The sequence below is a fragment of the Streptomyces sp. JJ38 genome (genome assembly GCF_019303475.1).
GTDB lineage: Bacteria > Actinomycetota > Actinomycetes > Streptomycetales > Streptomycetaceae > Streptomyces.
In genome coordinates this window covers 66572-91973 of the sequence record NZ_JABLSI010000011.1, presented here as the reverse complement: position 1 = coordinate 91973, position 25402 = coordinate 66572, and the positions used below count along the sequence as shown (strand labels likewise).

The following is a 25402-nucleotide window of genomic DNA, read 5'->3' as shown; positions in this document are numbered from 1 at the left end:
CGGCCCGCCGTCCGTCAGTCGTGCTCCGAGGTGACGTGGAACAGCGCGCCCTCCGCGTCGCGCAGGGTGGCCACCCGCCCGAAGTGGGACATCGCGGGCGGCGTCACGATGCTGCCCCCGGCCGCGTCCGTCCGCCTCGCCACCTCGTCGACGTCGTCCACGCAGAAATAGACGTGCCACTGCGGCCGGATCGTGGGGTCCGGGGCCTCCTCCACGGCTCCGCCCCACAGGTCGGCGACGTGGTGGCCGTCCACGGACACCACCACGTGATCGGCCTCGAAACGGACGCTCAGCCGGTCGGGCGCGTGGGTGTCCCAGGCGAACACCCCGCCGTAGAACATGGCCGCCCCGAAGGCGTCCCCCGTGCGGAGCTGGAGCCGGGCGGGCGCGCCCGCCTGCCGCCGCACCCACCAGCCGCGCACGGGCTCGCCCTCCCACACCCCGAAGCGGGCGTCCTGCAGGTCCGCCGCCCACAGCACCCTGCCCGTGCCGAAGGCCAGCGGCCCCACGGCCACCGTCCCGCCGCGCTCCTGGATGCGGCTCGCCATGACGTTGGCGTTCTCCGCGCGGAAGTACGCGGTCCACGACGGGGCGAAGCCGCCCCGTCCCTGTGAGCTCACCCCCAGACCGGCCACGGGCTGCCCGTCCGCCAGGGCGAGCTGGTAGCCCTTCTCGTGGTCCCGGAAGCCGGGCCGGTACTCCCAGCCCAGCGCCCGCGCGTAGAACTCCTGAGCACCCTCCAGGTCACGCGTCATGAGAGCCACCCAGCACGGCGCGCCGTGCACGGACCCCGGAGTGTCGGGCACTCCGCTCACCTCACTCTGTGCCGCCGCCCTTGCATGTCCCGCTTCCACCTTCCGACCGTGGAGCCGGGAACGCCACACGAGGGCGACCGCCCGCGCGGGAGCCGGACCGCGCCGGCCCGGGACGGCGACCGCCTGGGGCCCTACACGGGGTGGCCGAGCAGCATGGACGGCGCCCCCGCCACCCGGGTGAGGAACACCGTCGCCGAGTGCGGACCCGACGGCTTCACCTTGCGCCGCAGCTCCTCCGGCTCCACCGCCGAGCCCCGCTTCTTGACGGTGAGGACGCCGACCCGCCGTTCCCGCAGCAGCGCCCGCAGTCGCTTCACGTTGAACGGCAGCACGTCCGTCACCTCGTAGGCCCGCGCGTACGGTGTCGGCGCGTGGACGTCGGACGTCACGTAGGCGATCCCGGGGCTGATCAGCCGCCCGGCCACGTCCCGGGCGACGTCCGCGACGAGGTGCGCGCGGATCACCGCTCCGTCCGGCTCGTACAGGTAGCGGCCGACGGGCCCCGGCTCCGGGTCGGGCAGCCCGGCGCCGAGCAGCGAGTGCTCCCTGGACCGGCCGTCCCCGCCGGGCAGGAGGGTGGCCCGGAAGCGCGTCGGCGCCGCGCCCTCGCCGAACCACAGCACCGCCTCCTTCACCTCACCGGCGACCGAGATCCACTCCGCCTCCGCGTCCTCGGGCAACGCCTCGTGCGGTACGCCCGGCGCGATCTTCAGGGCGGCGTGCGGCACCCCGCGGGCCGTCTCCAGCGCCCAGGACAGGGGTGGCGAGTACGCCTCGGGGTCGAAGACCCGGCCCCGGCCGCCGCGCCGCGCCGGGTCCACGAACACGGCGTCGTAGCCCTCGACGTCGACCGTCGTGACGTCGGCCCGGCGCACGGTGACGCGGTCGGCCAGTCCGAGCGCCGCCGCGTTGGCCTCGATGACGGCGCAGGTCAGCGGGGAACGGTCGACGGCCAGCACCTCCACCCCGGCGCGGGCCAGCTCGATGGCGTCTCCACCGATGCCGCAGCACAGGTCGGCGAGCCGCCGCACACCGCGTCCGGCCAGCCGCCGCGCCCGGTAGGCGGCCACCGAGGAGCGGGTCGCCTGCTCGACGCCGTCCGGGGTGAAGAACATGCGCGCGGCGTCCTCGGCGCCGAACTTGGCCACGGCCCGCTGCCGCAGCCGCGCCTGGCCGAGCGCGGCGGAGACCAGCGCGGGCGGATGGCTGCGGCGGAGCCGGGTCGCGAGCGTCAGCTCGTCGGCCGGGTCGTGGTCGCGCAGCCGGTGGAGCAGCTCGGCGCCCTCCTCGGTCAGGAGGGCCCGGAACGCGTCGACGGCCTCTGTCTCTGCCTCTGCGCCGGTGTCGTTCGGTGTGTCGGGTGATGCGGGTACGGCCACCCGGCCCATTCTGGCCTGCTCGCCGGAGTGCCGTCGCCCTTCGGGCGCGGTGGGTTGGCACCATCCGGAGTTATGTCGATCATCAGACAAGTAACACAAAATGATCGAGAGTCTCCACGGACCTGGCGGCATCTCCGGCGCGGCGTCGGAGCCGGAGCCCTCGCCGCGCTCGCCGTCTCCTGCGCCGCCGTCGCCGGAATCGGACACCTCCCCGACGACGACGGCGGCTCGCTCCTGGACAAACCGCTCGCCGCGGCCGTCGAGGGCCTGCCACTCGGAGCCGCCCAGCGCGTCGGCGCCGAGTACGCCGCCGCCTCCCTCACCGCCTACGCCGACGGACTCGCCCGCGCGGAGACCCGCCGCGTCGCGGCGGCCACGCGCTGGGGTCTGGCCGAGCCGCCCCTGCTCCCGCCCCCGCCGCCGGCCACGAAGCCGGAACTCACCAGCACCCCCGGCCTCGTCTCCGGCACGGGGCTCCCGCCCGTTTTCGTCCGGGTGCCCACCGACCAGAAGGTCGTCTTCCTCACGATCGACGACGGCTGGCACAAGGACCCGCGCTTCGTCCGGATGCTCCGCGAACTACGCATCCCCTACAGCGCCTTCCTCTCCGACTACGTGGCCGCCGAGGACTACGACTACTTCCGCCGCATGCAGCGCGACGGCGCGGGCGTCCACAACCACACCCTGAACCACAAGGAACTGCCCACGCTGTCCTACGAGCGGCAGCGCGAGGAGATCTGCGGCATGCAGAAGGTGCTGAAGACGGAGTTCGGCGCACCCTCGCGGCTGTTCCGCCCGCCCTACGGCGCCTACGACCGCGAGACCCTGCGCGCCGCCGCCTCCTGCGGCGTCGAGGCCGTGCCCCTGTGGGCGGAGGAGGCCTGGGCCAAGCGCTTCGACTGGGCCCGCCTCGACCGCGAGTTCCACCCCGGCGACATCATCCTCACCCACTTCCGCGGCCCCGAGCAGTGGGGCGGCACGATGAACGACATGCTGCGCCGCACGCTGAGGACGGCCACCGAGCAGGGCTTCGCCCTGGCCCGCCTGGAGGACTACGTCTGACGGCCGGGCCGCTACCGCCAGTCGTCCACGACCGCGGCGGTCGCGGCCACCACGGCACGAGTCCGGTCGGCGTCCTCGCGCACCGTTCGGCTGAGTTCGACGTGGAGGAACGGCACGCCCCGCTCCGCCGACGCCCGCCCCTGGACGTTGCCGCGGCCCTCCAGCACACACCGCCGCGCCCAGCCGCGGCAGACGGCGAACCCGTCCGCGTCCAGCCTGTCGGCGAGCCCGCGGGCGGACGGCTGTGCGGCGTCGCCTCTTCCGGTGGATACGACGACGTCCTCGCCCGGTACCGAGTCGTCCGCGAAGCCGTGCATCTGCACACCCGGCAGATCGCGTCGGACGAGCTCCTCGTGGACGGCGTGGAAGACGGAGGTCCGCTGATGGGCCACGTCGGCCACGCCGTCCTCGCCCGCCCTGCGATGGGCCCCGGCCAGGATCAGAACGCCACCTGGGCGCGCGCGCAGCACGTCGACGCCGAGGAGCTCGGTGTCCAGATCGGCCACGGGGTGCGGGATCTGTACCGACCAGTGGGCCCGGGTACTCAGGTCCAGGTACACGCGCCCCCAGCCCCGTCGCCGTTCGGCGCCTCCGGCGGCGTCCGCGATCTCCGCGGTGCGGCGCCCGGTGGCACTGTCGGTGAAGGTGCGTACGACGAAATCAACCTCCGCCAGACGTCGCGCCGCGCCGTCCACGTCTCCGTCGATCACGAGGCCGACGCCCGCTGCGACCGTCTCCCGGTGTTCTCGGGAGGGCCGGTGGTACCCGGTGCCGTCGTGGAAGCCCGCCGTCAGGTCGGCGACCCGGTCCCGCAGGTCGACCCCCGCCGCTGGCCCGGCGTCGTCACCTGACGCCCTGTCGGCCTCCCAGGGCTGCCACAGTGTGGTCAACGCCACGAATGCCGCGAGCGCCGTGATAACCGCCGAAACGACGACTGTTCGTGAAATCGTTATCCCTGAGGTGCGGTGGGAACTCATGTTCATACGACAATATCGGAGTGAATAGACGCTCCCTCCTCTCGTCGCGCACGGCCGCTCTCGCCTCCGCACTCCTGGCATCCTCGCTCGTCGCCGGATGTGGACTGCTGGGTTCCGAGGGGTCGCAGGCGCCGAGCGGGAAGTCGTTCACCGTCGCGGCCGCGGGGGACATCCTGATCCACACCCCACTCGTCGAACAGGCCCGCGACGACGCCCTCGCCAAGGGCGGTGACGGTTACGACTTCGACGCCGTCATGGCCGGTGTCCAGCCGGTCATCAGCAAGGCGGACCTTGCCGTCTGCCACCTCGAACCGGTGCTCGGCGAGCCCGAGGGACCCTTCCGGAGCTTTCCCGACTTCCTGGTGCCGCCGCAGTTGGCCGACAGCATCAAGGGCGTCGGCTACGACACCTGCTCCACGGCCTCCAACCACGTACTCGATCACGGTCCGGCCGGAGTCGAGCGCACCCTCGACGTCCTGGACGAAGCGGGACTCCAGCACACGGGTTCCGCCCGCAGCCGGAAGGAGGCCGACACCCCGCTCATCATGGACGTGAAGGGGGTGAAGGTGGCGCAGCTCTCCTTCGCCTACGGGTTCAACGGCCGGGAGCTGCCCGAGGACAAGCCCTGGCTCGCGAACAGGACCTCGTTCGAGGCCATCGCCCGGGCGGAGGAGCGAGCCCGTGACGCGGGTGCCGACGTGGTGCTGCTCAGCATCCACTGGGGTCAGGAGCACCGGCCCGACCCCAGCGCCGGACAGCTCGCGCTGGGGCGTCGGATTGCCGAGGAGACGGGCATCGACCTGGTCATCGGGCACCACGCGCACGTCGTCCAGCCGATGGAGAAGGTGGACGGGACCTGGATCGCCTACGGCCTGGGCAACCAGGTGGCCCGTCACGACGTGCCCACCGGGCTGACGGAGGAAGGCGCCATCGGCTGGTTCGAGTTCTCCGAGCGGGACGGCGAGTGGCATGTCGAGGCACGCTTCGTCCCCACGCTGGTGGACATCCCCCCGGCCCCGGAGACCGACGCCGCCGACGGGGAGCCCCAGGAGCTGACGGGCGGGGTGACCGATCACCGTCTGGTGGACGTGGCCCGGGAGCTGGACGACCCGGACGGGCTCGGCGAAGTGCGGCGGGCCCGGTACCGACTGGCCTTCGAGCGCACCAAAGGCACCCTGCTGAACCGCGGCGCCGCCGACGACGGGCTCGCACCTCTCCGCGAGGTGCCCGCTGGGTGAACCCCTCCTCATCGCCCTGACGCCCTGACGGCGTCGCACCGGCGGGACGGATGCTTCATCGAACTGTTATCGCTGAGGCGTACAACTTTCCGTCCGGTGCGCCCGTCCAATGACTCGGCCCGGGTGGATGCGTTGTGCCACGCACCTCGTGCCTCCCCTCTCCCGTACGGCCCCTGACCCATGTCCACGAACAGAAGAGGAGTTCCTCCGGTGCCCGCTTCGCGGCCGAAGCGGCGGCACAAAGTCCGCCGAAGAGCGGACATGTCGCTGCTGGGTGGCATCCGGCCCCCCATCGCCGTCTTCTCGGTGATGCTCCTCTCACTCGTCGCCGTCACCGCGCTGAGCCTCGGCTCGGTGACCAAGGACAAGCTCTCCGAGGCGGTGCTCACCTCCCAGCAGCACTTCGCCGAGGACGGTGCCATCGCACTGCGGGCCTCCCTCGACGAGAGTGCCACCGACCTGAAGCGGTCCGCCGGACTCTTCAACTCCTCCGCGGAACCCGTTTCCCCCGACGCCGTCCTGGACAAGATCGGCAACGTCTACCAGAAGTGGCGGGGAACGGCGATCATCGAGGTCGGCTCCGGGAAACTGCTCGCCGCCCGGGGTGAGACGCTGCCGCTGACCGTCGTCGACGCCTCGGAGCTCGCCGGGAAGGACGGCCCGCGGGCCAGGATGGTGCGGCTCGCGGGCGGTGGAACGCGACTGCTCACGTTCGCGCTGCTGACGCCCGAGGGGAAGCCGCAGCAGCTCCTGATCGCCTCCAGCACCCTGAGCGTCCCGGGCGTCAGCCTGGGCGACTTCCGGGCCGTCGCCGTGATCGACGCCGAGGGCGAGGTGCTGAGCCAGGACGGCATACCGGCGCCCGAACAGGTCGGCGAGAGCCAGCGCGCGGATGTCGAGGCTCGCCGCGAGCAGCTCGCCGACTTCGCCGGGGAGGCGCACCGAGCGGCCGGCCAGCATCCGGTGACATCCAAGGAACCCGGCTCCGGCGGCTTCGCCGGGGTGAGCGGCAGCCTGCTCGGCGACGTCCGCGGCGGGGAGCGTTCCGTGGCCGGATACGCCACCCTCGCCCCGGCCGCCCCCGGCGAGCCGACCCTCGCGTCGAGCCTCGGTCTGACGGTCGTCGCCGCCGTGGAGGTCGGCGTGGACCCCACCCGCACCACCGAGCCGCTGGCCGGTGCCGTGGCCGCCGCCGCGTTGCTGCTGATCGGGGCCGTGGCGGTCGGGGTGCTCCTCGGCGTCGTCCAGCGTCCCGTCCTGCGGATGTTCCTGGAGAGCCGACGGCTGGCCCGCGGAGACCTGCAACGGCCCGTGCGCGTACCCCGCTCGGGTGAGGCGGCGCGCATCGGGGCGGCCCTGGAGAGAATCCGCCACCAGTTGCTCGACCCGCGGGACGCCGGACAGCCCGGGGCGGCGGGAGGGGCCGGGCCGCTGAGCCGGATCGGCACCCGCGCCATCCTGCTCGTCTGCGCCGCACTGCTGCTCGCCTGGGTGGCGCCGATCATGCTGGTGCTGAACCAGGCCGACACCACGGCCGTCGTCCCGCACCAGCTCGTGGCCGACCAGCGGGAGCGGACCGAGACGCTCAGCGACCGGGTGCGCCGGTCCCTCAACGAGGGACACGCCGACCTCACCTCCGTGGCCACGCTCATAGGTGACGAGACCTCACCGGAGGACATGACGACCGTTCTGGAACGCACGGTGTTCGAGCACGGTCGCTACGCGTCGCTCTACGTCCTGGCGCCGGACGGCTCGGTGTTGGCCCGTACCGGCGGGAAGCCGCGTCATCCGGAAGGCCGCGGGCCGGCCGACGTCCCGATCGACGTCATCGACGACGGCAAGAGACCCGTCGTCATCGGTTACGCCGAGGTGCCGGGGCGCGCGGGTGCGTCGGTGGTGGGCGAGTTCCGTTCCGACTTCCTCAACGCACTGGTCAAGCGGCCCGGGCTGGGCGAGGTGCGGGTGGTGGACGCCGAGCGCCGGACGCTGGCCGGTAACGGCGGCTTCGTCGCCTTCGCCTCCCTGCCCGGCGACCGCCTCGACACCCTCGTCGTGGGCACCGGGCAGCGGGTGGGCCTGAACCCCCGGCCCGGAGGCGTGCTCTACCGCGACGGCGACGGCGCCGAGCTGGCGGCGGCGGCGCCCTTCGTCGGGGGAGGGGCGGTCGGTGACCTGGGCTGGACGGTCGTGAGCTGGCAGGAGGCCGACCACCTGGCCATTCCCGAGTACAAGCTGGAGAACCGCACGATCCTCGCGGGAATGCTCGTCCTCACCGCCACGATCGCCTGCGTCGGCTGGCTGTACATCATCGTGGCCCGGCCGCTGCGCGAACTCGCGGCCCAGGCGGAGCGGCTCGCCGACGGCGACCGGCGCACCGTGCTCTACCCCCGCCACCACGACGAGGTGGGCGCCGTGACCCGCAGTCTCGAACTGATCCGGCAGCGGCTGCTCGAACAGCGCAGGGACAGCGAAGCCGTCCGGGCCGGAAGGAACTGATCAGCCGTGCTCTTCCTCTACATCGTGCTGGTGCTCTTCTGCGCGGCCCTGCTGGTCGCCGGGGTCGTCGAGCAACGCCGCCACTACACCAACCTCGATCTCATCCCCACCCGGGTCCTGGTCAACGGCATCCGCGGCAAGAGCTCCATCACCCGGCTGTGCGCCGGCGCCCTGCGGGGCGGAGACCTGGTGACGGTCGCCAAGACGACGGGCACCGCGGCCCGGTTCATCCATCCCGACGCCACCGAGGAGCCCGTCTACCGCAAGTTCGGGATCGCCAACGTCGTGGAGCAGATCGGCATCGTGCGCCGGGCCGCCACCTACCGCCCCGACGCGCTGGTGATCGAGTGCATGGCGGTCATGCCCGCGCTCCAGGAGATCAACCAGAGCAAGCTGATCCGCTCGACGATCGGCGTGCTCTGCAACGTCCGCGAGGACCACCTGGACGAGATGGGCCCGACCCTGGACGACGTCGCCCGCTCGCTGAGCCGGTCCATGCCCGAGGGCGGCATCTGCGTCACCGCGGAGAAGGACCGTTTCGCCATCCTCCAGGAGGAAGCCGCCGCCCGCGACTGCCGGCTGGTCTACGCGGACCCCGACTCGGTCACCGACGAGGAGCTGCGCGGTTTCACCTGGTTCACGTTCAAGGAGAACGTGGCCATCGCGCTGACGGTCGCCGAACTCCTCGGCGTGGAGCGCGCCACCGCACTCCAGGGCATGTACGACGCGCCCCCGGACCCCGGTGTGCTGTCGGTGGAGCGCTACCGCACCACCGACGGCAAGCGGCTGCGCTTCGCGAACGTCTTCGCCGCCAACGACCCCGAGTCGACGCTGATGAACATCAACCAGCTCCTCGACCTCGGGGCCATCGAGCGGCCGCTGCACGTGGTGATCAACTGCCGCCCGGACCGGGTCGAGCGCAACGGCCAGATGGGGCAGATCATCCCCGACCTCGCCCCCGAGACCGTGTTCCTCATCGGCCACCCGACCAGGAGCGCGCTCGACGCGATGCCGGCCGAGTGGCGCGGGCGAGCCGTCGACCTCGGTGGTGACCGGCGCGAGGCCGCCGATCTCATGTCCGGGCTGCTCGACCGGCTCGGCCCGCGCGCCTCCCTCGTCGCCATCGGCAACATCCACGGACAGGGCGAGGTGCTGCTGGAGGAGCTCGCGGACCTGCCCCCGGACGACGAGCCGGACGACGGCCCGGACCCCTCGGCGCTGGCCGCGGAGCCGGACCAGGCGCCCTTCCCGCCGCACCTCGATCCGTACGCCGCCTACTCGGGGCCCTACGAAGCCCGATACCAGCGGCAGCCGCCGATGCCCGGGGTGCCGGAACCGGCACCCGCCCCGTACCCCGAACCGGGCTACCGTCCAGGAGAGACCCGTTGATCCCCGCCGTGCTCACCCCCGAGATCGCCGCGATCGGCATCGCGCTCGGGCTGATGTTCTCGCTGCTCTGCTACCTGACGACGAACCTTTCCCCCGGCGGCATGATCACGCCCGGCTGGCTCGCGCTGACCCTGGTCGAGGACCTCCAGCACGCGGCGATGGTCGTCGGCGTCACGGTTCTCACCTACGTCTGCACCCTGCTGGTGCAGCGGTACGTGATCCTCTACGGCAAGCGGCTGTTCGCCGCCGTCGTGCTGATCGGCGTGGTTCTCCAGGGCGGGCTCACCATCGTCCTCACGCGCGAGTTCCCGCTGATGTACTCCAACCAGACCCTGGGCTTCATCGTGCCCGGTCTCATCGCCTACCAACTCGTACGCCAGCCCAAGGGCGCGACGCTCCTCGCCACCGGCTCGGTGACGTTGATGACGTACGTCGTCCTGACCGCCGGAATCCTGCTCGGCTTCATGCCGACGGCGTGACGGCGCCGACCACCACCGCGTTCTTTCCCCGGAGCTGATCGATCCCATGGCCACCAAAGCCAAGCGAACCTCCCGCCCCGTCCTACACGCGATCACGGTTGTCTCCCTGCTGGCCGCCAGCGGCTACCTGACCGTGGCGCTGCGCGCCGAGGAGCAGGCGAAAGTGCCCACCGTGCAGGCGGTCACCGACTCCCCCGAGCTCAAGAAGGCCGGGCTGGGCGACGCCCCCGGCGAGCGGACCTGGGAGCGGCTGAAGAACCCGGACCGCAGCGTGCTCCGGGGCGAGGACGGGCGGGTGCTCGCCACGTTCACCGACGGCTCCCGCACGGCGACGCTCACCGGACCGAGCCGCACCTTCGGTGAACCGGCCAACACCCGGAGCCAGGTGGTCACCGAGAACTGGGTACGGCTGATGCCCGAGCACTGGCGCAAGGGTGCCGAGAAGGAGCAGTGGTTCAAGGACTGGTTCGCCGAGTACTTCGGCAGCGAGGAGGACGACCTCTTCGCGCTGGCCTTCCAGTACGTGGAAGGGGCGCCCGTCAAGGAAGACGGCGAGGGCATCGCGTACGCGGGCGACGCGCAGTTCGGCCCGCTCAACCCCGAGAGCCGGGGTGGGGCCGATCTCCGGCTGGAGGACTCGGACTTCTACGACTACCTCGGCATCCCGTACACGTTCCGGGACGGGACCACGCAGTATCCCGAAGCCGGCCGGGCCCGCGCCGTCGACTGCTCCGGCTACATGCGGCTGGTGCTCGGCTACCGGGCCCGCTACCCCCTCGCCGCGAAGGACGGGGTCGGCGACGGCCTGCCGCGTACCGCGGACGCGATGGCGAGGTCCGACCTCGGCACAGATGTCATCGAGCTGAGCGGCGAGCCCCCGCTCTACGAGCGGCCCGACTCCACCAGCGTCCTGCAACCCGGTGACCTGGTCTTCTTCTGGCTGGACAGCCGCACCGGCAAGCGGCTGGACCACGTCGGCCTCTATCTCGGAGTGGACACGGACGGGCACAAGGTCTTCGTGTCCAGCCGGGAGGAGCTGAACGGTCCGACGATCGGGGACAAGGGCGGAACCGCGCGGCTGGACGGCAACGGTTACTACGCCACGGCTTTCCGGAGCGCCAAGCGCCTGTAGCGGCCCGCCCCGGCAGCGCTTCGCCAAGCGGACGGAGCGCGACGCGCGCCGGGAATTGGCACTCCGCTTGACCGAGTGCTAACCGAGGCATAGTCTCACCGTTGGCACTCTCCGCAGGGGAGTGCCAGGCGCGACGGGAAGGTCCGGCACCCGCGACGACGGATCGACCAGGTCGCCACCTCTAGACATAAGACCCCGTGAGATCTCCGAAGGGGGAGGTCGGATCGTGACGACCGCCAGCTCCAAGGTTGCCATCAAGCCGCTTGAGGACCGCATCGTGGTCCAGCCGCTCGACGCCGAGCAGACCACGGCCTCGGGCCTGGTCATTCCGGACACCGCGAAGGAGAAGCCCCAGGAGGGCACCGTCCTGGCCGTGGGCCCGGGCCGCTTCGAGGACGGAAACCGCCTGCCGCTCGACGTCAAGGTCGGCGACATCGTCCTGTACAGCAAGTACGGCGGCACCGAGGTGAAGTACAACAACGAGGAGTACCTCGTCCTCTCGGCTCGCGACGTGCTCGCGATCATCGAGAAGTAAGGCACCCCGCACGTCCGCGTGCTGATCCGCGCCCTGGTTCCCCGTCACAGACAGCCGGGGCAGCCAGGGCGCGGTTCGCTTGTCATACGCCCAAGAAGCCCTGAGAGGACCTCTCTACGCCATGGCGAAGATCCTGAAGTTCGACGAGGACGCCCGTCGCGCCCTGGAGCGCGGCGTCAACAAGCTGGCCGACACCGTCAAGGTGACGATCGGCCCCAAGGGTCGCAACGTCGTCATCGACAAGAAGTTCGGTGCGCCGACCATCACCAACGACGGCGTCACCATCGCCCGCGAGGTCGAGGTCGAGGACCCGTACGAGAACCTCGGTGCCCAGCTCGTGAAGGAGGTGGCGACCAAGACCAACGACATCGCGGGTGACGGCACCACCACCGCCACCGTGCTGGCCCAGGCCCTCGTGCGCGAGGGGCTGCGCAACGTCGCCGCCGGCGCCTCCCCGGCCGCCCTGAAGAAGGGCATCGACGCCGCCGTCCAGGCCATGTCCGCGGACCTGGTCTCCTCCGCCAGCCCGATCGACTCCAAGGCCGACATCGCTTCCGTCGCCGCGCTGTCCGCCCAGGACAAGCAGGTCGGTGAGCTGATCGCCGAGGCCATGGACAAGGTCGGCAAGGACGGTGTCATCACCGTCGAGGAGTCGCAGACCTTCGGCCTGGAGCTGGACTTCACCGAGGGCATGGCCTTCGACAAGGGCTACCTGTCGCCCTACATGGTCACCGACCAGGAGCGCATGGAGGCCGTCCTCGACGACCCCTACATCCTGATCACCCAGGGCAAGATCTCGGCCATCGCCGACCTGCTGCCGCTGCTGGAGAAGATCATGCAGGCCGGCGGCTCCCGCCCGCTGCTGATCATCGCCGAGGACGTCGAGGGCGAGGCCCTGTCCACCCTCGTCGTCAACAAGATCCGCGGCACCTTCAACGCCGTCGCCGTCAAGGCGCCCGGCTTCGGTGACCGCCGCAAGGCGATGCTGGGCGACATGGCCACCCTCACCGGCGGCACCGTCGTCGCCGAGGAGGTCGGCCTCAAGCTCGACCAGGTCGGCCTGGACGTCCTGGGCTCCGCCCGCCGCGTCACCGTCACCAAGGACGACACCACCATCGTCGACGGCGCCGGCAAGAGCGAGGACGTCGAGGGCCGCGTCGGCCAGATCAAGGCCGAGATCGAGGCCACCGACTCCGACTGGGACCGCGAGAAGCTCCAGGAGCGCCTCGCCAAGCTGGCCGGCGGCGTGTGCGTCATCCGCGTCGGCGCCGCCACCGAGGTCGAGCTGAAGGAGAAGAAGCACCGTCTGGAGGACGCCATCTCCGCGACCCGCGCCGCGGTCGAGGAGGGCATCGTCTCCGGTGGTGGCTCCGCGCTCGTCCACTCCTCGAAGGTGCTGGCCGACAACCTGGGCAAGACCGACGACGAGGCCACCGGTGTCGCCGTCGTCCGCCGCGCCGTCGTCGAGCCGCTGCGCTGGATCGCCGAGAACGCGGGCCTGGAGGGCTACGTCATCACCTCCAAGGTCGCCGAGCTGGACAAGGGCCAGGGCTTCAACGCCTCCACCGGCGAGTACGGCGACCTGGTCAAGGCCGGCGTCATCGACCCGGTCAAGGTGACCCGCTCCGCGCTGGAGAACGCCGCCTCGATCGCCTCCCTGCTGCTGACGACCGAGACCCTGGTCGTCGAGAAGCCGGCCGAGGAGGACGAGGCCGCCGCGGGCCACGGCCACGGCCACGCCCACTGAGCCACCCGCTCACCGGGCCGGCGCGCGCTCGCGCCGTCCGGCTCACGACAGGCCCTCACCCGCTGCCCGGGTGGGGGCCTGTCGGCTCTCCGCACCCCGTGCCGGGCCGTGCGCCCGGTGCGCGCCGCGCCCGAGCCGCGTCTAGCCGGGCATCTCCACCAGCCCGAGCTCGGCGAGCAGTCGGGCGTTGTCCCAGTTGAACCAGCCTTCCGCGATCTTGCCGTCGCGGAATCGGAACGTCACCTGGCCGGTGAGGCTGAACTCCTTGCCGGTGGGCGCCAGGCCCATGAACTCGCCGACGTGCCGTCCGGTGGCGGTGAACCGCACGCAGACCAGGTCGCCGTCGGCGGCGGCGCTGTCCACGGTGAACCGGGGCTCGAACGGGACGATCTCCCGGTTCAGGTTCTGCCGGAGCTGCTGGAGCCCGTGCACGACGCCCTCCGGGTTGGCCGGATCGTGCTCGGTGTAGTCCTCGTGGAAGTACTCCTCCAGGGAGGCGAAGTCGCGCTGGTTCAGCAGCTCCTCGAAGAGCTGCCGCGCCGTCCCCTTGTTCAGCTGCTCGTCGCGCACGACGTCGAGGTCCGTGAACTGCGGCATCTCGTCGCAGAGCGCGACCATCTCCTGGAAGATCCGGTCCGTCTCGGGCAGGTTCGAGTTCCGCATGGCCTCCTCGTAGGAGGGGAACTCGACGATCTCCACGAGGTGCGTGGAGCTGGAGCGGTCCTTGCCCACCATCGCGTGCGTCGCGGTGCGCTTGCCCCGGGTCGCCTCGACCCAGGAGTCCAAGAGCCTGTTCATGTCATCGACTCGGTTGGTCTTACAGTCGATGAGCTGGACGAATGTCATGACGGCCCCCTATTGGCCCATCATCGAAACAGTCGGACCATTCCAGGCTATGTCCGTCCCGGTCGGGTTTCCTGCCCAGCCGCGGGACGGAGAGGGCCGGTTCCGCGGCCCTCGCGCACCGCCCCCGCGCGAAACCTTCCCCACGCCCGGCGCCGGACCGGAGCCGGCGGCGCTACTTCGGCCCGTACTTGCGCCCCGACGTGGATGAGACCCGGCCCATCAGCCCGCGCGGCACCAGCTTGCTCGCGCCGAGCAGCGTCTTGTAGCGCGCGTCCGGGACCGAGAGCGTGCGGCCCCGGGCCAGGTCCCGCAGGGCGGCGTCCACCACGCGGTCGGCCTCCAGCCACATCCACCCCGGCACGTTCGACGTCGACATCCCGGCCCGCTCGTGGAACTCGGTGCGCACGAACCCCGGGCACAGGGCCATCAGCCGCACCCCCGAGCCCGCCAGGTCCTGGGCCGCGCCCTGGGTGAACTGCACGACCCAGGCCTTGCTGGCCCCGTAGGTGCCACGTGGCACGAACGCGGCGACCGAGGCCACGTTCACCACGCCCCCGCGCCCACGCCCGCGCATCGCCTCGGCCGCGGCCGAGGTCAGCCGCAGCACCGCCTCGACGTGCAGGCGCAGCATGCGCAGCTCGTCCTCCTCCGACACCTCCAGGTAGCGGCCCTTGGAGCCGAATCCGGCGTTGTTGACGAGCAGGTCGACCGGGTGGCGCCGGTCCGAGAGCCGCTCGGCGACCGCGGCGATGCCCTCCTCGGTGCTCAGGTCCGCCCGCAGGGTGGAGGCCTCGACGCCGTGCCGGTCGTGCAGCTCGGTCGCCTGCCGGGCCAGCCGCTCGCCGTCCCGGGCGACCAGGACCACGTCGTGCCCGTCCCGCGCCAGCCGCCGTGCGAACGCGGCGCCGAGACCGGCCGTCGCTCCTGTGATGAGTGCAGTCGTCATACCGCGAACCGTAAACGGCCGAGGCCGTCAACGCCCCGGCGGGCTCCCGTCTTTCGGACGCGCTCCCGCGCGGGTGCCGGTGAACGGCTCCGACCAGGCCTGGGCCTGCCCGTAGGAGGGCACGCCACCGAGGTCCGCCGCCCGCGTGGCGTCGTCGTCCAGGACGCCGCGCGCCACCTCGACCGCCTGGTGGACGGCCGCGCGGAAGAGCAGTGAGCCCGTGCTCACCCGGGCCACCCCCCAGGCGGCGAGCTCGGACACGCTCGGTCCACCGGGTGTGAACAGCAGGTTGAGCGGAGCCGCGCACGTCCCCGTCACCGAGCGCACGGCCCGCTCCCCCCGCAGCCCGGGGACGAAGAGGCCGTGCGCCCCCGCCTCCTGGTAGGCGCGCAGCCGGGCCTCCGTCTCGCCCTCGTGGCCGGGCAGCCAGTACGTGTCGGTGCGGGCGTTCACGAAGAGCGAGGGTGCCGAGCGGAGCACGGCCTGCAGCACGGCGCACTGGTGGGAGACGTCGGTGAGCGTGCCGTCCGGGCGTCCGTCCTCGATGTTCACACCCGCGATCCCGGCGCGTTCGAGCCGCGCGGCCAGGGCGGCCACGTCCTGCGGGTCCGTGCCGAAGCCGTTCTCGATGTCGACGGTCACCGGGACGGGCAGCCGGGCCAGGCTCCCGGCGAGCCGCAGCGTCTCCTCCCGCGCGGCACCCGCGGCGTCCGGCAGGCCCGCGGCACCGGCCACGCCGAGGCTCGTCGTCCCGACGGCGGCGAACCCGGCGGTCACGAGCGCGGCGGCGGAGGCGTGGTCCCACGCGTTGGGCAGCACCAGGGGTCTTCCGGGTCGGTGCAGGGCGCGGAACTCCTCGAACCGGCTCACCGGTCGAGCGCCTTGCGCCGTACGGACTCGGGCAGCGCGTCGCCGGCGGCGAGCAGCTCGGGGAGCAGTGCCTGCTCGGTGGTCATCGCCCGGAACATGAACGAGACGGTCACCTTGTGGTCGGGGCGGTGCACGACGTCGAGCGTGTCCCCCGCGCGGACCTCGCCCTCCTCGATCACGCGCAGGTACGGACCGGGGCGCCCGGCCTGGGTGAAACGCCTGACCCAGCCCCGCTCGTCGAGGTGCCCGGCGAACGTCCGGCAGGGGACGCGCACCGAGGACACCTCCAGCAGCGCGCCGTCGCCGATGCGCCAGCGCTCGCCGACCAGCGCCTCGTTCAGGTCGTAGCCGGACGTCGTCAGGTTCTCCCCGAACGCGCCGGAGGGCAGCTCGCGGCCCAGCTCGCGCCCCCAGGCGTCCAGGTCCTCCCGGGCGAAGGCGTACACCGCCTGGTCGTCCCCGCCGTGGTGCCGCAGGTCCCCGATGGCGTCTCCGGCGAGCCCGCTGCCGCCCGTCCCCCGCGGACCCGGCGCCGCGACCCGCACGGGGCCCGGCACCGGCACCTTGCCGATCCCCGTCAGCCCGCCCGGGGCGGAGGTGTGGTCGGACGTGAGCAGGGAGCCGAGATTCACCGAGAGTACGCGCATGCGGCCAGAGTAGATCGCGGGCCCGTACCCGCTGAGCCGCTGTCCGGTGGGCGATGTCAAAGGCGGCCTTATGGTTGAGTCATGCTCGAAGCCCGCCACCTGAGGGTGCTGCGTGCCGTCGCCACGACGGGCTCCTACTCCGCCGCGGCCCGGGAGCTGGGCTGCACGCAGCCCGCCGTGAGCCAGCAGATGCGTTCGCTGGAGCAGTCGGCCGGCACCCCGCTGCTCTACCGGGCCGGACGCGAGACCCGGCTGACCGAGGCGGGGGAGGCCCTCGTCCGGCACGGCGCCACCGTCCTCGCCTCGCTCACCGCCGCCGAGGAGGAGGTCGCGGCCATCGCCGGCCTGCGTGCCGGACGCGTGCGGCTCGTCTCCTTCCCCAGCGCCAGTTCCACGCTGGTGCCCGGAGCGGTGGCGGCGCTGCGCGCCGAGCACCCCGGCACCCGGGTGTCGCTCGTCGAGGCCGAGCCGCCGCGCTCCGTCGAGCTGCTGCGGGCGGGGGAGTGCGACGTCGCCCTGGCCTTCCGCTACCCGGACACCGCCGCGCCGGACGCCGCCGAGTGGGCCGACCTCGTCGTCCGGCCGCTGCTCACGGACCGGCTCGTGGGGCTCGTGCCCGACGGCCACTCCCTGGCCGGCGCACCGTCCGTCCCCTTCGCCCAGTTGGCCGGGGAGCCGTGGATCGCCGGGTGCCCGCGCTGCCGCCGCCACCTGGAGGAGGTCTGCGAGGCGGCGGGCTTCACGCCGCGCATCGACTTCGCGACGGACGACTACCCCGCCGTGGTGGGCCTGGTGGGCGCCGGGCTCGGCGTCGCCGTGCTGCCGGAGCTGGCCGTGGAATCGGTACGGCCCCGGGGTGCCCGCACGGTCGCCGTCACGCCCGAGGTGCGGCGGGAGGTCGTGGCCCTCACCCTCCCCGATCTCGCCCGCGTCCCCGTCGTGGCCGCCACGCTGGAGCACCTCGCGTCGGTCGCGGCCGGCGGCCCGGCCGAGCCCCCCACCCCCGGCTGACGCGCCCGGCCCGCCCGGGCGACGCGCCCGGCTGACCCAAACGGGGGACGGCGGTCTGGCCCGGAACACGCCGTACGGCCGAGGCGACACGCCCACCGGGGCGGAAAGCACAGCGAGGCCCACCCTCGCAAATACGTTTCTGCGAAGGTGTGCCTCGCCGCGGTTCGGGTCGGTGCTAGGTGCCCGCCGCCGCCTCGGACTGCTCGGAAGCCTGCGCGGACGGCGCCGGACGGTTCGTCGACACCAGGCGGTGCCGGGCCCGTCCCATCAACTCCTCGCGTTCGTCCTCCGTGAGTCCTCCCCAGACGCCGTACGGCTCCCGCACGGACAGTGCGTGGGCGGCGCACTGCGCCCGGACCGGGCAGCGCATGCACACCTCCTTCGCCGCCGCCTCACGCGCGCTGCGGGCCGCTCCGCGTTCCCCTTCCGGGTGGAAGAAGAGGGAGCTGTCGACACCGCGACAGGCGGCCAGGAGCTGCCAGTCCCACAGGTCGGCGTTGGGGCCCGGAAGGCGGGAGAAATCTGCCATTGCTCGTCCTCTCGGAGCGTTGCTGTGGCTGCTGGACGGGCTGGTCGGCGTGGTCTCCGGCGGCCCGTGGCCCGGGCGCCGGCCGGAACGGCCGCCGGGTGCCCGCGCTCTGTGGGTCGGGTGGGAGGACGGTCCGCCGACCGTCCATCCATCGAGTAGTCGTGTGAGTAGCTGTAAATATGACTCTTTGCGAATTTAGCCACGGACGCCACAAAGTGGAAGCAAAAGCGCCCAAATAGGGCACAGTGGTCCAAGGCGCGCTGCACGACGGGGTGCGCCCTGAGGGCGCTCCGGTCCGGTGCCGCGCGCGTCCTTCTGGGTGTTCACGCCCACACGTAGAGTGCTGGATGCGGGTGGAGTAGCCCGTAACTCTTTCGGGTGACCGTCGTTGAGAGTGCGGAGGCGGTTGGCAGAACAGCGAGAACCCCGGCACGCCGCCGGGGAGACGCCCCGCAAGGAGGGGCGGAAGGCGATCAACCGCACAGGTGACGATTCGTAACAGCCTGGAGGCACAAGGTGATGCGCATCAGCAGCGGGGGGCGGCCATGACTTCCGTCCTCGTTTGCGACGACTCTCCGCTCGCCCGGGAAGCGCTGCGCCGTGCGGTCGCGACCGTTCCCGGCGTCGAGCGCGTGACGACGGCGGCCAACGGCGAGGAAGTCCTCCGCCGCTGGGGAGCCGACCGCTCCGACCTCGTCCTGATGGACGTCAGGATGCCCGGCCTGGGCGGTGTGGAGACGGTCCGCCGGCTGCTCTCCGCCGACCCCGGCGCGCGCATCATCATGCTCACCGTCGCGGAGGATCTCGACGGTGTCGCCCTCGCCGTCGCCGCCGGCGCCCGCGGCTACCTGCACAAGGACGCCTCGCGCGCCGAGCTGCGGGCCACCGTGACGCAGGCCCTCGCCGACCCGACGTGGCGGCTCGCCCCGCGGCGGCTGCGCTCCGCGGAGATGGGTGCCGCGCCGACCCTGACCGCCCGGGAGATCCAGGTTCTCGAGGGCATGAGCCACGGGCGGTCCAACGCCGAGATCGGCCGTGAGCTGTTCCTCTCCGAGGACACCGTCAAGACCCACGCCCGGCGTCTGTTCAAGAAGCTGGGCGCCTCCGACCGCGCCCACGCCGTCGCCCTGGGCTTCCGCTGGGGCCTCGTCCGCTGACCGTCCGCCGCACCGTGGTCCGGGGGCGCGGCCACCCGCTCGTCCGGGTCCGCCCCGCCCCCGCCGGTCCCCGTCCTCCCCGCCCGGGCTCCGCACCAACGCGCGCGATGCCGCATCCTTGGTAGGTGACTCCTCTCCGGCCGGCGCCGGAGACGGGCCGGCGGCAGTCGGCCGGCACGGTGCGAAGCAACCCGAAAGGGGGAGGGCAGGCGGGATGGCCACGGGCGCACTCCGACATAACGCTTCAGGGCACAACCAGGGCCGCGGTGCGGCGGACGCCTCGGGCTCGGTGCACCATGGACCGATGCGCGACGACACCACAGCGGGCCCCGCCGTCGGGCCCCCGGACCGTGGTTCGGGCATCGGAGCCGTCGTGCGGCGCGCCGTCGAGGGGGACGAACAAGCCACCCACGACCTCCTGGCCCACGTCCACCCCCTCGCCCTGCGCTACTGCCGCACGAGGCTGAGCAGACTTCCCGGGGACGCCCGGCACTTCGTGGACGACCTCGCGCAGGAGGTCTGCCTCGCCGTGCTGTGCGCCCTGCCGCGCTACCGGGACACCGGCAAGCCCTTCGAGGCGTTCGTCGTCGCCATCGCCCAGCACAAGGTCGCCGACCTCCAGCGCGCCGCCATGCGCCACCCGGGATCGACGGCCGTGCCCTCGGACGAGATGCCCGAGCAGCCCGACGACAGCCTGGGGCCCGAAGAGCGCGCCCTGCTGAGCAGCGACACCGAGTGGGCCAAGAAACTCCTCGCCAACCTCCCGGAGCACCAGCGCGAGCTCATCCTCCTGCGCGTCGCCGTCGGCCTCACCGCCGAGGAGACGGGCCAGGTGCTCGGCATGTCCCCGGGGGCCGTCCGCGTCGCACAGCACCGCGCCCTGTCCCGGCTGCGCGCCCTCGCCGGGCAGTGATCCGGGCAGTCGGGTGACCAGCGTCATCCAGCCGTACTTTCACATGAACACGGGGTCCCCCGATTGGCCGTTAGCATGGGGGCACGTGCACGGGCAAGACCACCAGGGAAGGTGTCATGACTGACAACGTCGACGGAGTGCCTGAGAAATTCGCGCGGCTCGGGCTGACCTACGACGACGTCCTGCTGCTGCCCGGTGAGTCGGACATGGCCCCCCAGGACATCGACACCGCCTCGCATGTCTCCCGCAACGTCCGGGTGAACATCCCGCTGCTGTCCGCCGCCATGGACAAGGTCACCGAGGCGCGCATGGCCATCGCCATGGCGCGGCAGGGCGGCGTCGGCGTCCTCCACCGGAACCTGTCCATCGAGGAGCAGGCCGCCCAGGTCGACCGGGTCAAGCGCTCCGAGTCCGGCATGGTCACCGACCCCATCACCATCCGGCCCGACGCCACCCTGCGCGAGGCCGACGAGCTGTGCGGCCGGTTCCGCATCAGCGGCGTCCCCGTGACCGACGCGGCGGGCAAGCTCCTCGGCATCGTCACCAACCGCGACATGGCCTTCGAGCTGGACCGCACCCGCGAGGTGCGCGACGTCATGACGCCGATGCCGCTGGTCACCGGGAAGGTCGGCATCGCGCGCTCCGACGCCATGGAGCTGCTGCGCCGCCACAAGATCGAGAAGCTCCCCCTGGTGGACGACGAGGGCCGCATCAAGGGCCTCATCACCGTCAAGGACTTCGTCAAGGCCGAGAAGTACCCCAACGCCGCCAAGGACGCCGAGGGCCGCCTGCTCGTCGGCGCCGCCGTCGGCGTCGCCGGTGACGCCTACGAGCGCGCCCAGGCCCTCATCGAGAACGGCGTCGACTTCGTCGTCGTCGACACCGCGCACGGCCACTCCCGGCTCGTCGGGGACATGGTCGCCAAGATCAAGTCCAACCACGCCGGAGTGGACGTCATCGGCGGCAACATCGCCACCCGCGACGGCGCCAAGGCCCTCGTGGACGCCGGCTGCGACGGCATCAAGGTCGGCGTCGGCCCCGGCTCCATCTGCACCACCCGCGTCGTCGCCGGCATCGGCGTCCCGCAGGTCACCGCCATCTACGAGGCCGCGCTCGCCGCCCGCGAGGCCGGCATCCCCGTCATCGGCGACGGCGGCCTCCAGTACAGCGGCGACATCGCCAAGGCCCTCGTCGCCGGCGCCGACACGGTCATGCTCGGCAGCCTGCTCGCGGGCTGCGAGGAGTCCCCGGGCGAGCTGCTGTTCATCAACGGCAAGCAGTTCAAGTCCTACCGCGGCATGGGCTCGCTCGGTGCCATGCAGTCCCGCGGCGAGCAGCGCTCCTTCTCCAAGGACCGCTACTTCCAGGAGAACGTCAGCGGCGACGACAAGCTGATCCCCGAAGGCGTCGAGGGCCAGGTGCCCTACCGCGGCCCCCTCGCCGCCGTCGTCCACCAGCTCGTCGGCGGGCTGCGCCAGTCCATGTTCTACGTCGGCGGACGCACCGTCCCCGAGCTCAAGGAGCACGGCCGGTTCGTGCGGATCACCGCCGCCGGGCTCAAGGAGAGCCACCCGCACGACGTCCAGATGACCGTCGAGGCCCCCAACTACTCGCGGGGCTGAACCACCCCCCGGGTGCCTCCGCCGCCCGCCGTACGAGACGCGATGCGGCCCCCACGCCCCCGTGCGGGATACTGGGGGCCGCACAGCCGTAGGGAAGGGCAGCAGCAGTGACAGAGATCGAGATCGGGCGCGGCAAGCGCGGGCGCCAGGCATACGCCTTCGACGACATCGCCGTCGTGCCGAGCCGCCGCACGCGAGACCCGAAGGAGGTCTCCATCGCCTGGCAGATCGACGCCTACCGCTTCGAGCTGCCCTTCCTCTCCGCGCCCATGGACTCCGTCGTCTCGCCGCGGACGGCCATCCGCATCGGCGAGCTCGGCGGCCTCGGCGTCCTCAACCTCGAGGGCCTGTGGACGCGCTACGAGGACCCGGAGCCGCTGCTCGCGGAGATCGCCGAACTCCCCGAGGAGGCCGCGGGCCGCCGCCTCCAGGAGATCTACGCCGAGCCGATCAAGGAAGAGCTGATCGGCCGCCGGATCAAGGAGGTGCGGGACGCCGGCGTCATCACCGCCGCAGCGCTCTCCCCGCAGCGCACCGCGCAGTTCTCCAAGGCCGTCGTGGACGCCGGGGTCGACATCTTCGTCATCCGCGGCACGACCGTCTCCGCCGAGCACGTCTCCTCGGCCGCCGAGCCGCTGAACCTCAAGCAGTTCATCTACGAGCTCGACGTCCCCGTCATCGTCGGCGGCTGCGCCACCTACACCGCCGCCCTCCACCTGATGCGCACCGGCGCGGCCGGCGTCCTCGTCGGCTTCGGTGGCGGCGCCGCCCACACCACGCGCAACGTGCTCGGTATCCAGGTCCCGATGGCCACCGCCGTCGCCGACGTCGCCGCCGCCCGCCGGGACTACCTCGACGAGTCCGGCGGCCGGTACGTCCACGTCATCGCCGACGGCGGCGTCGGCTGGTCCGGCGATCTGCCCAAGGCCGTCGCCTGCGGCGCCGACGCCGTCATGATGGGCTCCCCCCTCGCCCGCGCCACCGACGCCCCGGGCCGGGGCCACCACTGGGGCATGGAGGCCGTGCACGAGGACGTGCCGCGGGGCAAGAAGGTCCACCTCGGCACCGTCGGCACCACCGAGGAGATCCTCACCGGGCCCTCCCACACCCCCGACGGTTCGATGAACTTCTTCGGCGCCCTCCGCCGCGCGATGGCCACCACCGGCTACTCGGACCTCAAGGAGTTCCAGCGCGTCGAGGTCACCATCGCCCCCAGCCGCTGAACACCTCCGGGGCCCGCCCGTCCGCACCGCCGCCGGGCGGGCCCCGCGCCGCGCCGGACGAACCGGGTCCGGGCCCGCTGCGCCGGGCCCGGACCCGGCGCGGCGCACAGCCCCCGGGGCCCAGGGCTCCGGGGGCTGTGGCGTCGTGGTCGGAAGGCGCTCCGGGGACGTCCGGGAACCTTTGCGGACGCCGCCCGCGGGCGAGGAGACGTCAGGCGACGTGAGGTGACGTCAGGGCTGCTGGGGGGCGCCCAGCAGCGGCGCCCGCACGGGGGCGGCGAGGCCGACGAAGACGACCATCTCATGGCCCCCGGGGTTCGTCTGCAGCGGCACCGTCTCCCAGTTGTTCGCCAGCCAGAGGTTGCCCGACGGGTCGATCTGAAGGCCCGTCACCCGGGAGAGGCCGTCACTGGTGTAGCCGGTGTCGGCCGGGGAGATCGCCTGACCGGTCCGGTGTCCGGGCGGGCAGGCGGAACGCCGTGCCCCGCAGAGCTGGGCCACCCGGTGCCCGCCGAAGTTGGCCACCCACACCGTGTCGTCGCCGTCCACGGCGATGCCCCAGGGCAGGAACAGACCGCCGTTGGAGAACGGCTGCTCCGGCGTCGAGCCGTCGGGCCGGATCAGCGTGACGGACGCCGCGTCCGCACCGTCCCGCGGGTCCACGCCCTCGGTGGGCGGACCGTCCCAGCGCGTGCCCTCGCAGGGCGGGTCGACCAGACCGGAGTTGGCGACCCACACGTTCCCCAGGCTGTCGGAGGCGATCCCCATGGGCGCGGTGATCCCACCGCCCTCGATCGTCCGCAGGGGGCGGCCGTCGGGGGCCATCAGCAGCACGTTGTCCGTGCGGTTCCCCGTGGCCCAGGCCCGGCCCCGGGCGTCGACGGTGACGTCGAAGGGCTTCACGAACGAACCGTCCTCGGGCGCGATGCGCCGGGCGCGCCACGGCTGACCGTCGGGGATCCGGGTGACGCTGCGTCCGCCGCAGTTGGCGACCCAGATGTTTCCGGCCCGGTCCGAGGCCATGCCCTGCGGCTGGTCGATGCCGCCCTGCTGCCACCCGTCGACCGGGGACAGCGGCATCCCGTCCTGTCGGAACTGGGAGACACTGTGGTTCAGTCTGTCCTGGTCGTAGTCGCAGCCCCGGCCCTGGAAGCCGAAGTTGCCCACCCAGACGTCGCCGCGGGTGTCCACCACGGTGCCGAACCCCGCGCCGTACAGGCCGCCGCCCCGGAAGGGGGAGCCCTGCGCGCTCTCACCCGTCGGCGTCAGCTTCGAGAGCTGCTCGCCCCCGCACACCGTTCTCCGGGGGTCGCGGCCGAAGTGGTAGTTGTTCCCGATCCAGGCGTTGCCCTCGGCGTCGAACGCGACGGTTCCCGGGCCGTCCAGCTCGTGTCCGTTGCCGTCGTAGCGCAGCGCCAGCGTCCACGCGTCCGGGGCCGCGCCGAGCGCGGGGGTGTAGGGCTGCCGCGTGCGGGACAGGGCGAAGAGTCCGGCTACGTCGTCCCCGGGGTGGTGCGCGATGTCCAGGGCGGCCTGGAAGGTGTCCCGGGGGAGTTGACCCCCGGTCGGCCGGGCCAGGCGGAAGAGCTCGCCGCAGGTCTCGCCCGCCACGCACCCGGCGAGGAGGTTCGCCAGCGAGTTGAAGGCCCGCAGGGTCGAGGTCTCCGAGCCGTTCGGCGGTGCCGCGAGCACCGGCGAGACCCGCCCGGTCTTGACGTCGGCGAGGTTGTGTGAGGTGCCCGCCGCGTTCTGCAGGCCCGGATGGGTCCCGGCGATGTCGGAGCCCTCGGCGAACTGCGCCATGGCGTACGCCGTCGCCACCGTCGTCCGCTCGTTGACGACGGTCGGGGTGGGCTGCGGTTCCGGCAGCAGCACCGACGTCAGCCGGACGGGACGGCGTCCCTCGCCGCCCGTGCGCCCCTGCGCCCCGCCGCTCCCGCGCACGGGCTCGGCGTCCGCGACGAGGTACAGCACCGCGTCCTCGTCCTTCGGACGCCGGTAGCGGACGGCGAACCGGCCCTCGGCGTCGCTCTCCGCACGTCCCAGCGCCTTCGCCTCACCGCCTCGGTGGTCTCCGGCCTGGTACAGGGTCACCCGGGCGAAGGGCACCGGGGAGGACCCGGTGCTCACGGTCCCGCGTTGCAGCAGTTTCCCGGGGTGGCCCTGTCCGGTGGCACTCAGTTCGGCCGAGGCGGCGGTGGCCGGCAGGGTGGCCAGCAGCGCTCCGAGCAGCGCGACGGCACTTCGACGCATGGTCAGGTGATCCTCTCCGTCCCGGAGCGGTTCCCCGGCCGGGGCGCTCCTCCGCCCGGCCGGCGCGGGACGTAGCGAGGCTGACACGCGACCACGGCGGCACTCCGGCTCTCGGCCTCGAACCGCCGGACTCCTC

General features: G+C 72.5%; 22 protein-coding genes. 13 read left to right on the top strand and 9 right to left on the bottom strand.

Annotated elements, in window-relative coordinates; genetic code table 11:
- Positions 1-14 precede the first annotated feature (14 nt).
- Together HPT28_RS08015 and HPT28_RS08010 are read right to left on the bottom strand one after the other, a co-directional pair.
- Positions 15-755 (bottom strand): VOC family protein, encoded by a 741-nt coding sequence (locus HPT28_RS08015; RefSeq protein WP_219090258.1) that lies wholly within the window; start codon positions 753-755, stop codon positions 15-17.
- 191 nt (positions 756-946) lie between these two features.
- Complete coding sequence (locus HPT28_RS08010; RefSeq protein WP_219090272.1) at positions 947-2203, bottom strand: methyltransferase domain-containing protein; 1257 nt, start codon at positions 2201-2203, stop codon at positions 947-949.
- Positions 2204-2266: 63 nt separating this feature from the next.
- On the opposite strand from HPT28_RS08010, the gene HPT28_RS08005 reads away from it, so the two are divergent.
- Positions 2267-3256: a polysaccharide deacetylase family protein gene (locus HPT28_RS08005; protein ID WP_219090257.1), complete on the top strand. Its 990-nt coding sequence runs from the start codon at positions 2267-2269 to the stop codon at positions 3254-3256.
- 11 nt (positions 3257-3267) lie between these two features.
- Here the strand turns inward: HPT28_RS08005 and HPT28_RS08000 are convergent, their stop codons facing one another.
- Positions 3268-4152 (bottom strand): hypothetical protein, encoded by an 885-nt coding sequence (locus HPT28_RS08000; protein ID WP_308119128.1) that lies wholly within the window; start codon positions 4150-4152, stop codon positions 3268-3270.
- Positions 4153-4253: 101 nt separating this feature from the next.
- On the opposite strand from HPT28_RS08000, the gene HPT28_RS07995 reads away from it, so the two are divergent.
- The 7 genes from HPT28_RS07995 (at position 4254) to groL (ending at position 13249) form a co-directional block, all read left to right on the top strand.
- Positions 4254-5471 (top strand): CapA family protein, encoded by a 1218-nt coding sequence (locus HPT28_RS07995; RefSeq protein ID WP_308119127.1) that lies wholly within the window; start codon positions 4254-4256, stop codon positions 5469-5471.
- 261 nt (positions 5472-5732) lie between these two features.
- Positions 5733-7967 carry a HAMP domain-containing protein gene (locus HPT28_RS07990; protein ID WP_219090255.1) on the top strand — a complete coding sequence of 745 codons (2235 nt, stop codon included), beginning with the start codon at positions 5733-5735 and terminating at the stop codon, positions 7965-7967.
- Between the two features lie 6 nt (positions 7968-7973).
- Positions 7974-9356 carry a poly-gamma-glutamate synthase PgsB gene (gene pgsB, locus HPT28_RS07985; protein ID WP_219090254.1) on the top strand — a complete coding sequence of 461 codons (1383 nt, stop codon included), beginning with the start codon at positions 7974-7976 and terminating at the stop codon, positions 9354-9356.
- The gene (locus tag HPT28_RS07980) at positions 9353-9835 is read left to right on the top strand and encodes a poly-gamma-glutamate biosynthesis protein PgsC/CapC (RefSeq protein ID WP_219090253.1); all 483 of its coding nucleotides are present in this window, start codon (positions 9353-9355) and stop codon (positions 9833-9835) included. The genes pgsB and HPT28_RS07980 overlap by 4 nt, the downstream gene beginning before the upstream one ends.
- Before the next feature lie 46 nt (positions 9836-9881).
- The gene (locus tag HPT28_RS07975; RefSeq protein WP_219090252.1) at positions 9882-10967 is read left to right on the top strand and encodes an NlpC/P60 family protein; all 1086 of its coding nucleotides are present in this window, start codon (positions 9882-9884) and stop codon (positions 10965-10967) included.
- Between the two features lie 226 nt (positions 10968-11193).
- Positions 11194-11502, top strand: a complete 309-nt coding sequence (gene groES / locus HPT28_RS07970) for a co-chaperone GroES (protein ID WP_077059501.1) — start codon at positions 11194-11196, stop codon at positions 11500-11502.
- A 121-nt stretch (positions 11503-11623) separates the two neighbouring features.
- Complete coding sequence (groL, locus tag HPT28_RS07965) at positions 11624-13249, top strand: chaperonin GroEL (protein WP_219090251.1); 1626 nt, start codon at positions 11624-11626, stop codon at positions 13247-13249.
- Between the two features lie 141 nt (positions 13250-13390).
- Here the strand turns inward: groL and HPT28_RS07960 are convergent, their stop codons facing one another.
- The 4 genes from HPT28_RS07960 to HPT28_RS07945 all read right to left on the bottom strand — a co-directional run bounded on the left by HPT28_RS07960 (position 13391) and on the right by HPT28_RS07945 (position 16558).
- Positions 13391-14095: an ester cyclase gene (locus HPT28_RS07960; RefSeq protein WP_219090250.1), complete on the bottom strand. Its 705-nt coding sequence runs from the start codon at positions 14093-14095 to the stop codon at positions 13391-13393.
- 172 nt (positions 14096-14267) lie between these two features.
- A complete protein-coding gene (locus HPT28_RS07955) occupies positions 14268-15041 on the bottom strand; it encodes an SDR family oxidoreductase (RefSeq protein WP_219090249.1) in 774 nt (257 codons plus the stop codon).
- Positions 15042-15068: 27 nt separating this feature from the next.
- The gene (locus HPT28_RS07950; RefSeq protein ID WP_219090248.1) at positions 15069-15911 is read right to left on the bottom strand and encodes an isocitrate lyase/phosphoenolpyruvate mutase family protein; all 843 of its coding nucleotides are present in this window, start codon (positions 15909-15911) and stop codon (positions 15069-15071) included.
- A complete protein-coding gene (locus tag HPT28_RS07945) occupies positions 15908-16558 on the bottom strand; it encodes an MOSC domain-containing protein (protein ID WP_219090247.1) in 651 nt (216 codons plus the stop codon). Before HPT28_RS07945 ends, HPT28_RS07950 begins: the two co-directional genes overlap by 4 nt.
- Positions 16559-16639: 81 nt before the next feature.
- Between HPT28_RS07945 and HPT28_RS07940 the strand changes: the two genes are divergently transcribed.
- Positions 16640-17569 (top strand): LysR family transcriptional regulator, encoded by a 930-nt coding sequence (locus tag HPT28_RS07940; protein WP_219090246.1) that lies wholly within the window; start codon positions 16640-16642, stop codon positions 17567-17569.
- A gap of 175 nt (positions 17570-17744) precedes the next feature.
- On the opposite strand, the gene HPT28_RS07935 is transcribed toward HPT28_RS07940, so the two are convergent.
- Positions 17745-18098, bottom strand: a complete 354-nt coding sequence (locus HPT28_RS07935; protein WP_219090245.1) for a WhiB family transcriptional regulator — start codon at positions 18096-18098, stop codon at positions 17745-17747.
- Positions 18099-18643: 545 nt separating this feature from the next.
- On the opposite strand from HPT28_RS07935, the gene HPT28_RS07930 reads away from it, so the two are divergent.
- From HPT28_RS07930 to HPT28_RS07915, 4 genes are all read left to right on the top strand, one after another.
- The gene (locus HPT28_RS07930; RefSeq protein WP_028426699.1) at positions 18644-19255 is read left to right on the top strand and encodes a response regulator transcription factor; all 612 of its coding nucleotides are present in this window, start codon (positions 18644-18646) and stop codon (positions 19253-19255) included.
- Positions 19256-19559: 304 nt separating this feature from the next.
- Positions 19560-20168, top strand: a complete 609-nt coding sequence (locus tag HPT28_RS07925; RefSeq protein WP_257578228.1) for a sigma-70 family RNA polymerase sigma factor — start codon at positions 19560-19562, stop codon at positions 20166-20168.
- Between the two features lie 116 nt (positions 20169-20284).
- On the top strand, positions 20285-21790 hold the full coding sequence (guaB, locus tag HPT28_RS07920; RefSeq protein WP_219090243.1) for an IMP dehydrogenase: 1506 nt from the start codon (positions 20285-20287) through the stop codon (positions 21788-21790).
- A gap of 107 nt (positions 21791-21897) precedes the next feature.
- Positions 21898-23013 carry a GuaB3 family IMP dehydrogenase-related protein gene (locus HPT28_RS07915; protein WP_219090242.1) on the top strand — a complete coding sequence of 372 codons (1116 nt, stop codon included), beginning with the start codon at positions 21898-21900 and terminating at the stop codon, positions 23011-23013.
- 231 nt (positions 23014-23244) lie between these two features.
- Here HPT28_RS07915 and HPT28_RS07910 read toward each other — a convergent pair whose 3' ends face one another.
- Positions 23245-25266, bottom strand: coding sequence for an NHL repeat-containing protein (locus HPT28_RS07910; RefSeq protein ID WP_257578227.1), 2022 nt, complete (start codon positions 25264-25266; stop codon positions 23245-23247).
- Positions 25267-25402: the final 136 nt, after the last annotated feature.

Coding starts and splice junctions, on each gene's coding strand:
- HPT28_RS07940 (WP_219090246.1), top strand. CDS start 16,640: ATGCTCGAAGCCCGCCACCTGAGGGTGCTGCGTGCCGTCGCCACGACG.
- HPT28_RS08005 (WP_219090257.1), top strand. CDS start 2,267: ATGTCGATCATCAGACAAGTAACACAAAATGATCGAGAGTCTCCACGG.
- guaB (WP_219090243.1), top strand. CDS start 20,285: ATGACTGACAACGTCGACGGAGTGCCTGAGAAATTCGCGCGGCTCGGG.
- groL (WP_219090251.1), top strand. CDS start 11,624: ATGGCGAAGATCCTGAAGTTCGACGAGGACGCCCGTCGCGCCCTGGAG.
- HPT28_RS08010 (WP_219090272.1), bottom strand. CDS start 2,203: ATGGGCCGGGTGGCCGTACCCGCATCACCCGACACACCGAACGACACC.
- HPT28_RS07955 (WP_219090249.1), bottom strand. CDS start 15,041: ATGACGACTGCACTCATCACAGGAGCGACGGCCGGTCTCGGCGCCGCG.
- HPT28_RS07930 (WP_028426699.1), top strand. CDS start 18,644: ATGACTTCCGTCCTCGTTTGCGACGACTCTCCGCTCGCCCGGGAAGCG.
- HPT28_RS08015 (WP_219090258.1), bottom strand. CDS start 755: ATGACGCGTGACCTGGAGGGTGCTCAGGAGTTCTACGCGCGGGCGCTG.
- HPT28_RS07975 (WP_219090252.1), top strand. CDS start 9,882: ATGGCCACCAAAGCCAAGCGAACCTCCCGCCCCGTCCTACACGCGATC.
- HPT28_RS07935 (WP_219090245.1), bottom strand. CDS start 18,098: ATGGCAGATTTCTCCCGCCTTCCGGGCCCCAACGCCGACCTGTGGGAC.
- HPT28_RS07910 (WP_257578227.1), bottom strand. CDS start 25,266: ATGCGTCGAAGTGCCGTCGCGCTGCTCGGAGCGCTGCTGGCCACCCTG.
- HPT28_RS07990 (WP_219090255.1), top strand. CDS start 5,733: ATGTCGCTGCTGGGTGGCATCCGGCCCCCCATCGCCGTCTTCTCGGTG.
- HPT28_RS07945 (WP_219090247.1), bottom strand. CDS start 16,558: ATGCGCGTACTCTCGGTGAATCTCGGCTCCCTGCTCACGTCCGACCAC.
- HPT28_RS07960 (WP_219090250.1), bottom strand. CDS start 14,095: ATGACATTCGTCCAGCTCATCGACTGTAAGACCAACCGAGTCGATGAC.
- HPT28_RS07925 (WP_257578228.1), top strand. CDS start 19,560: ATGCGCGACGACACCACAGCGGGCCCCGCCGTCGGGCCCCCGGACCGT.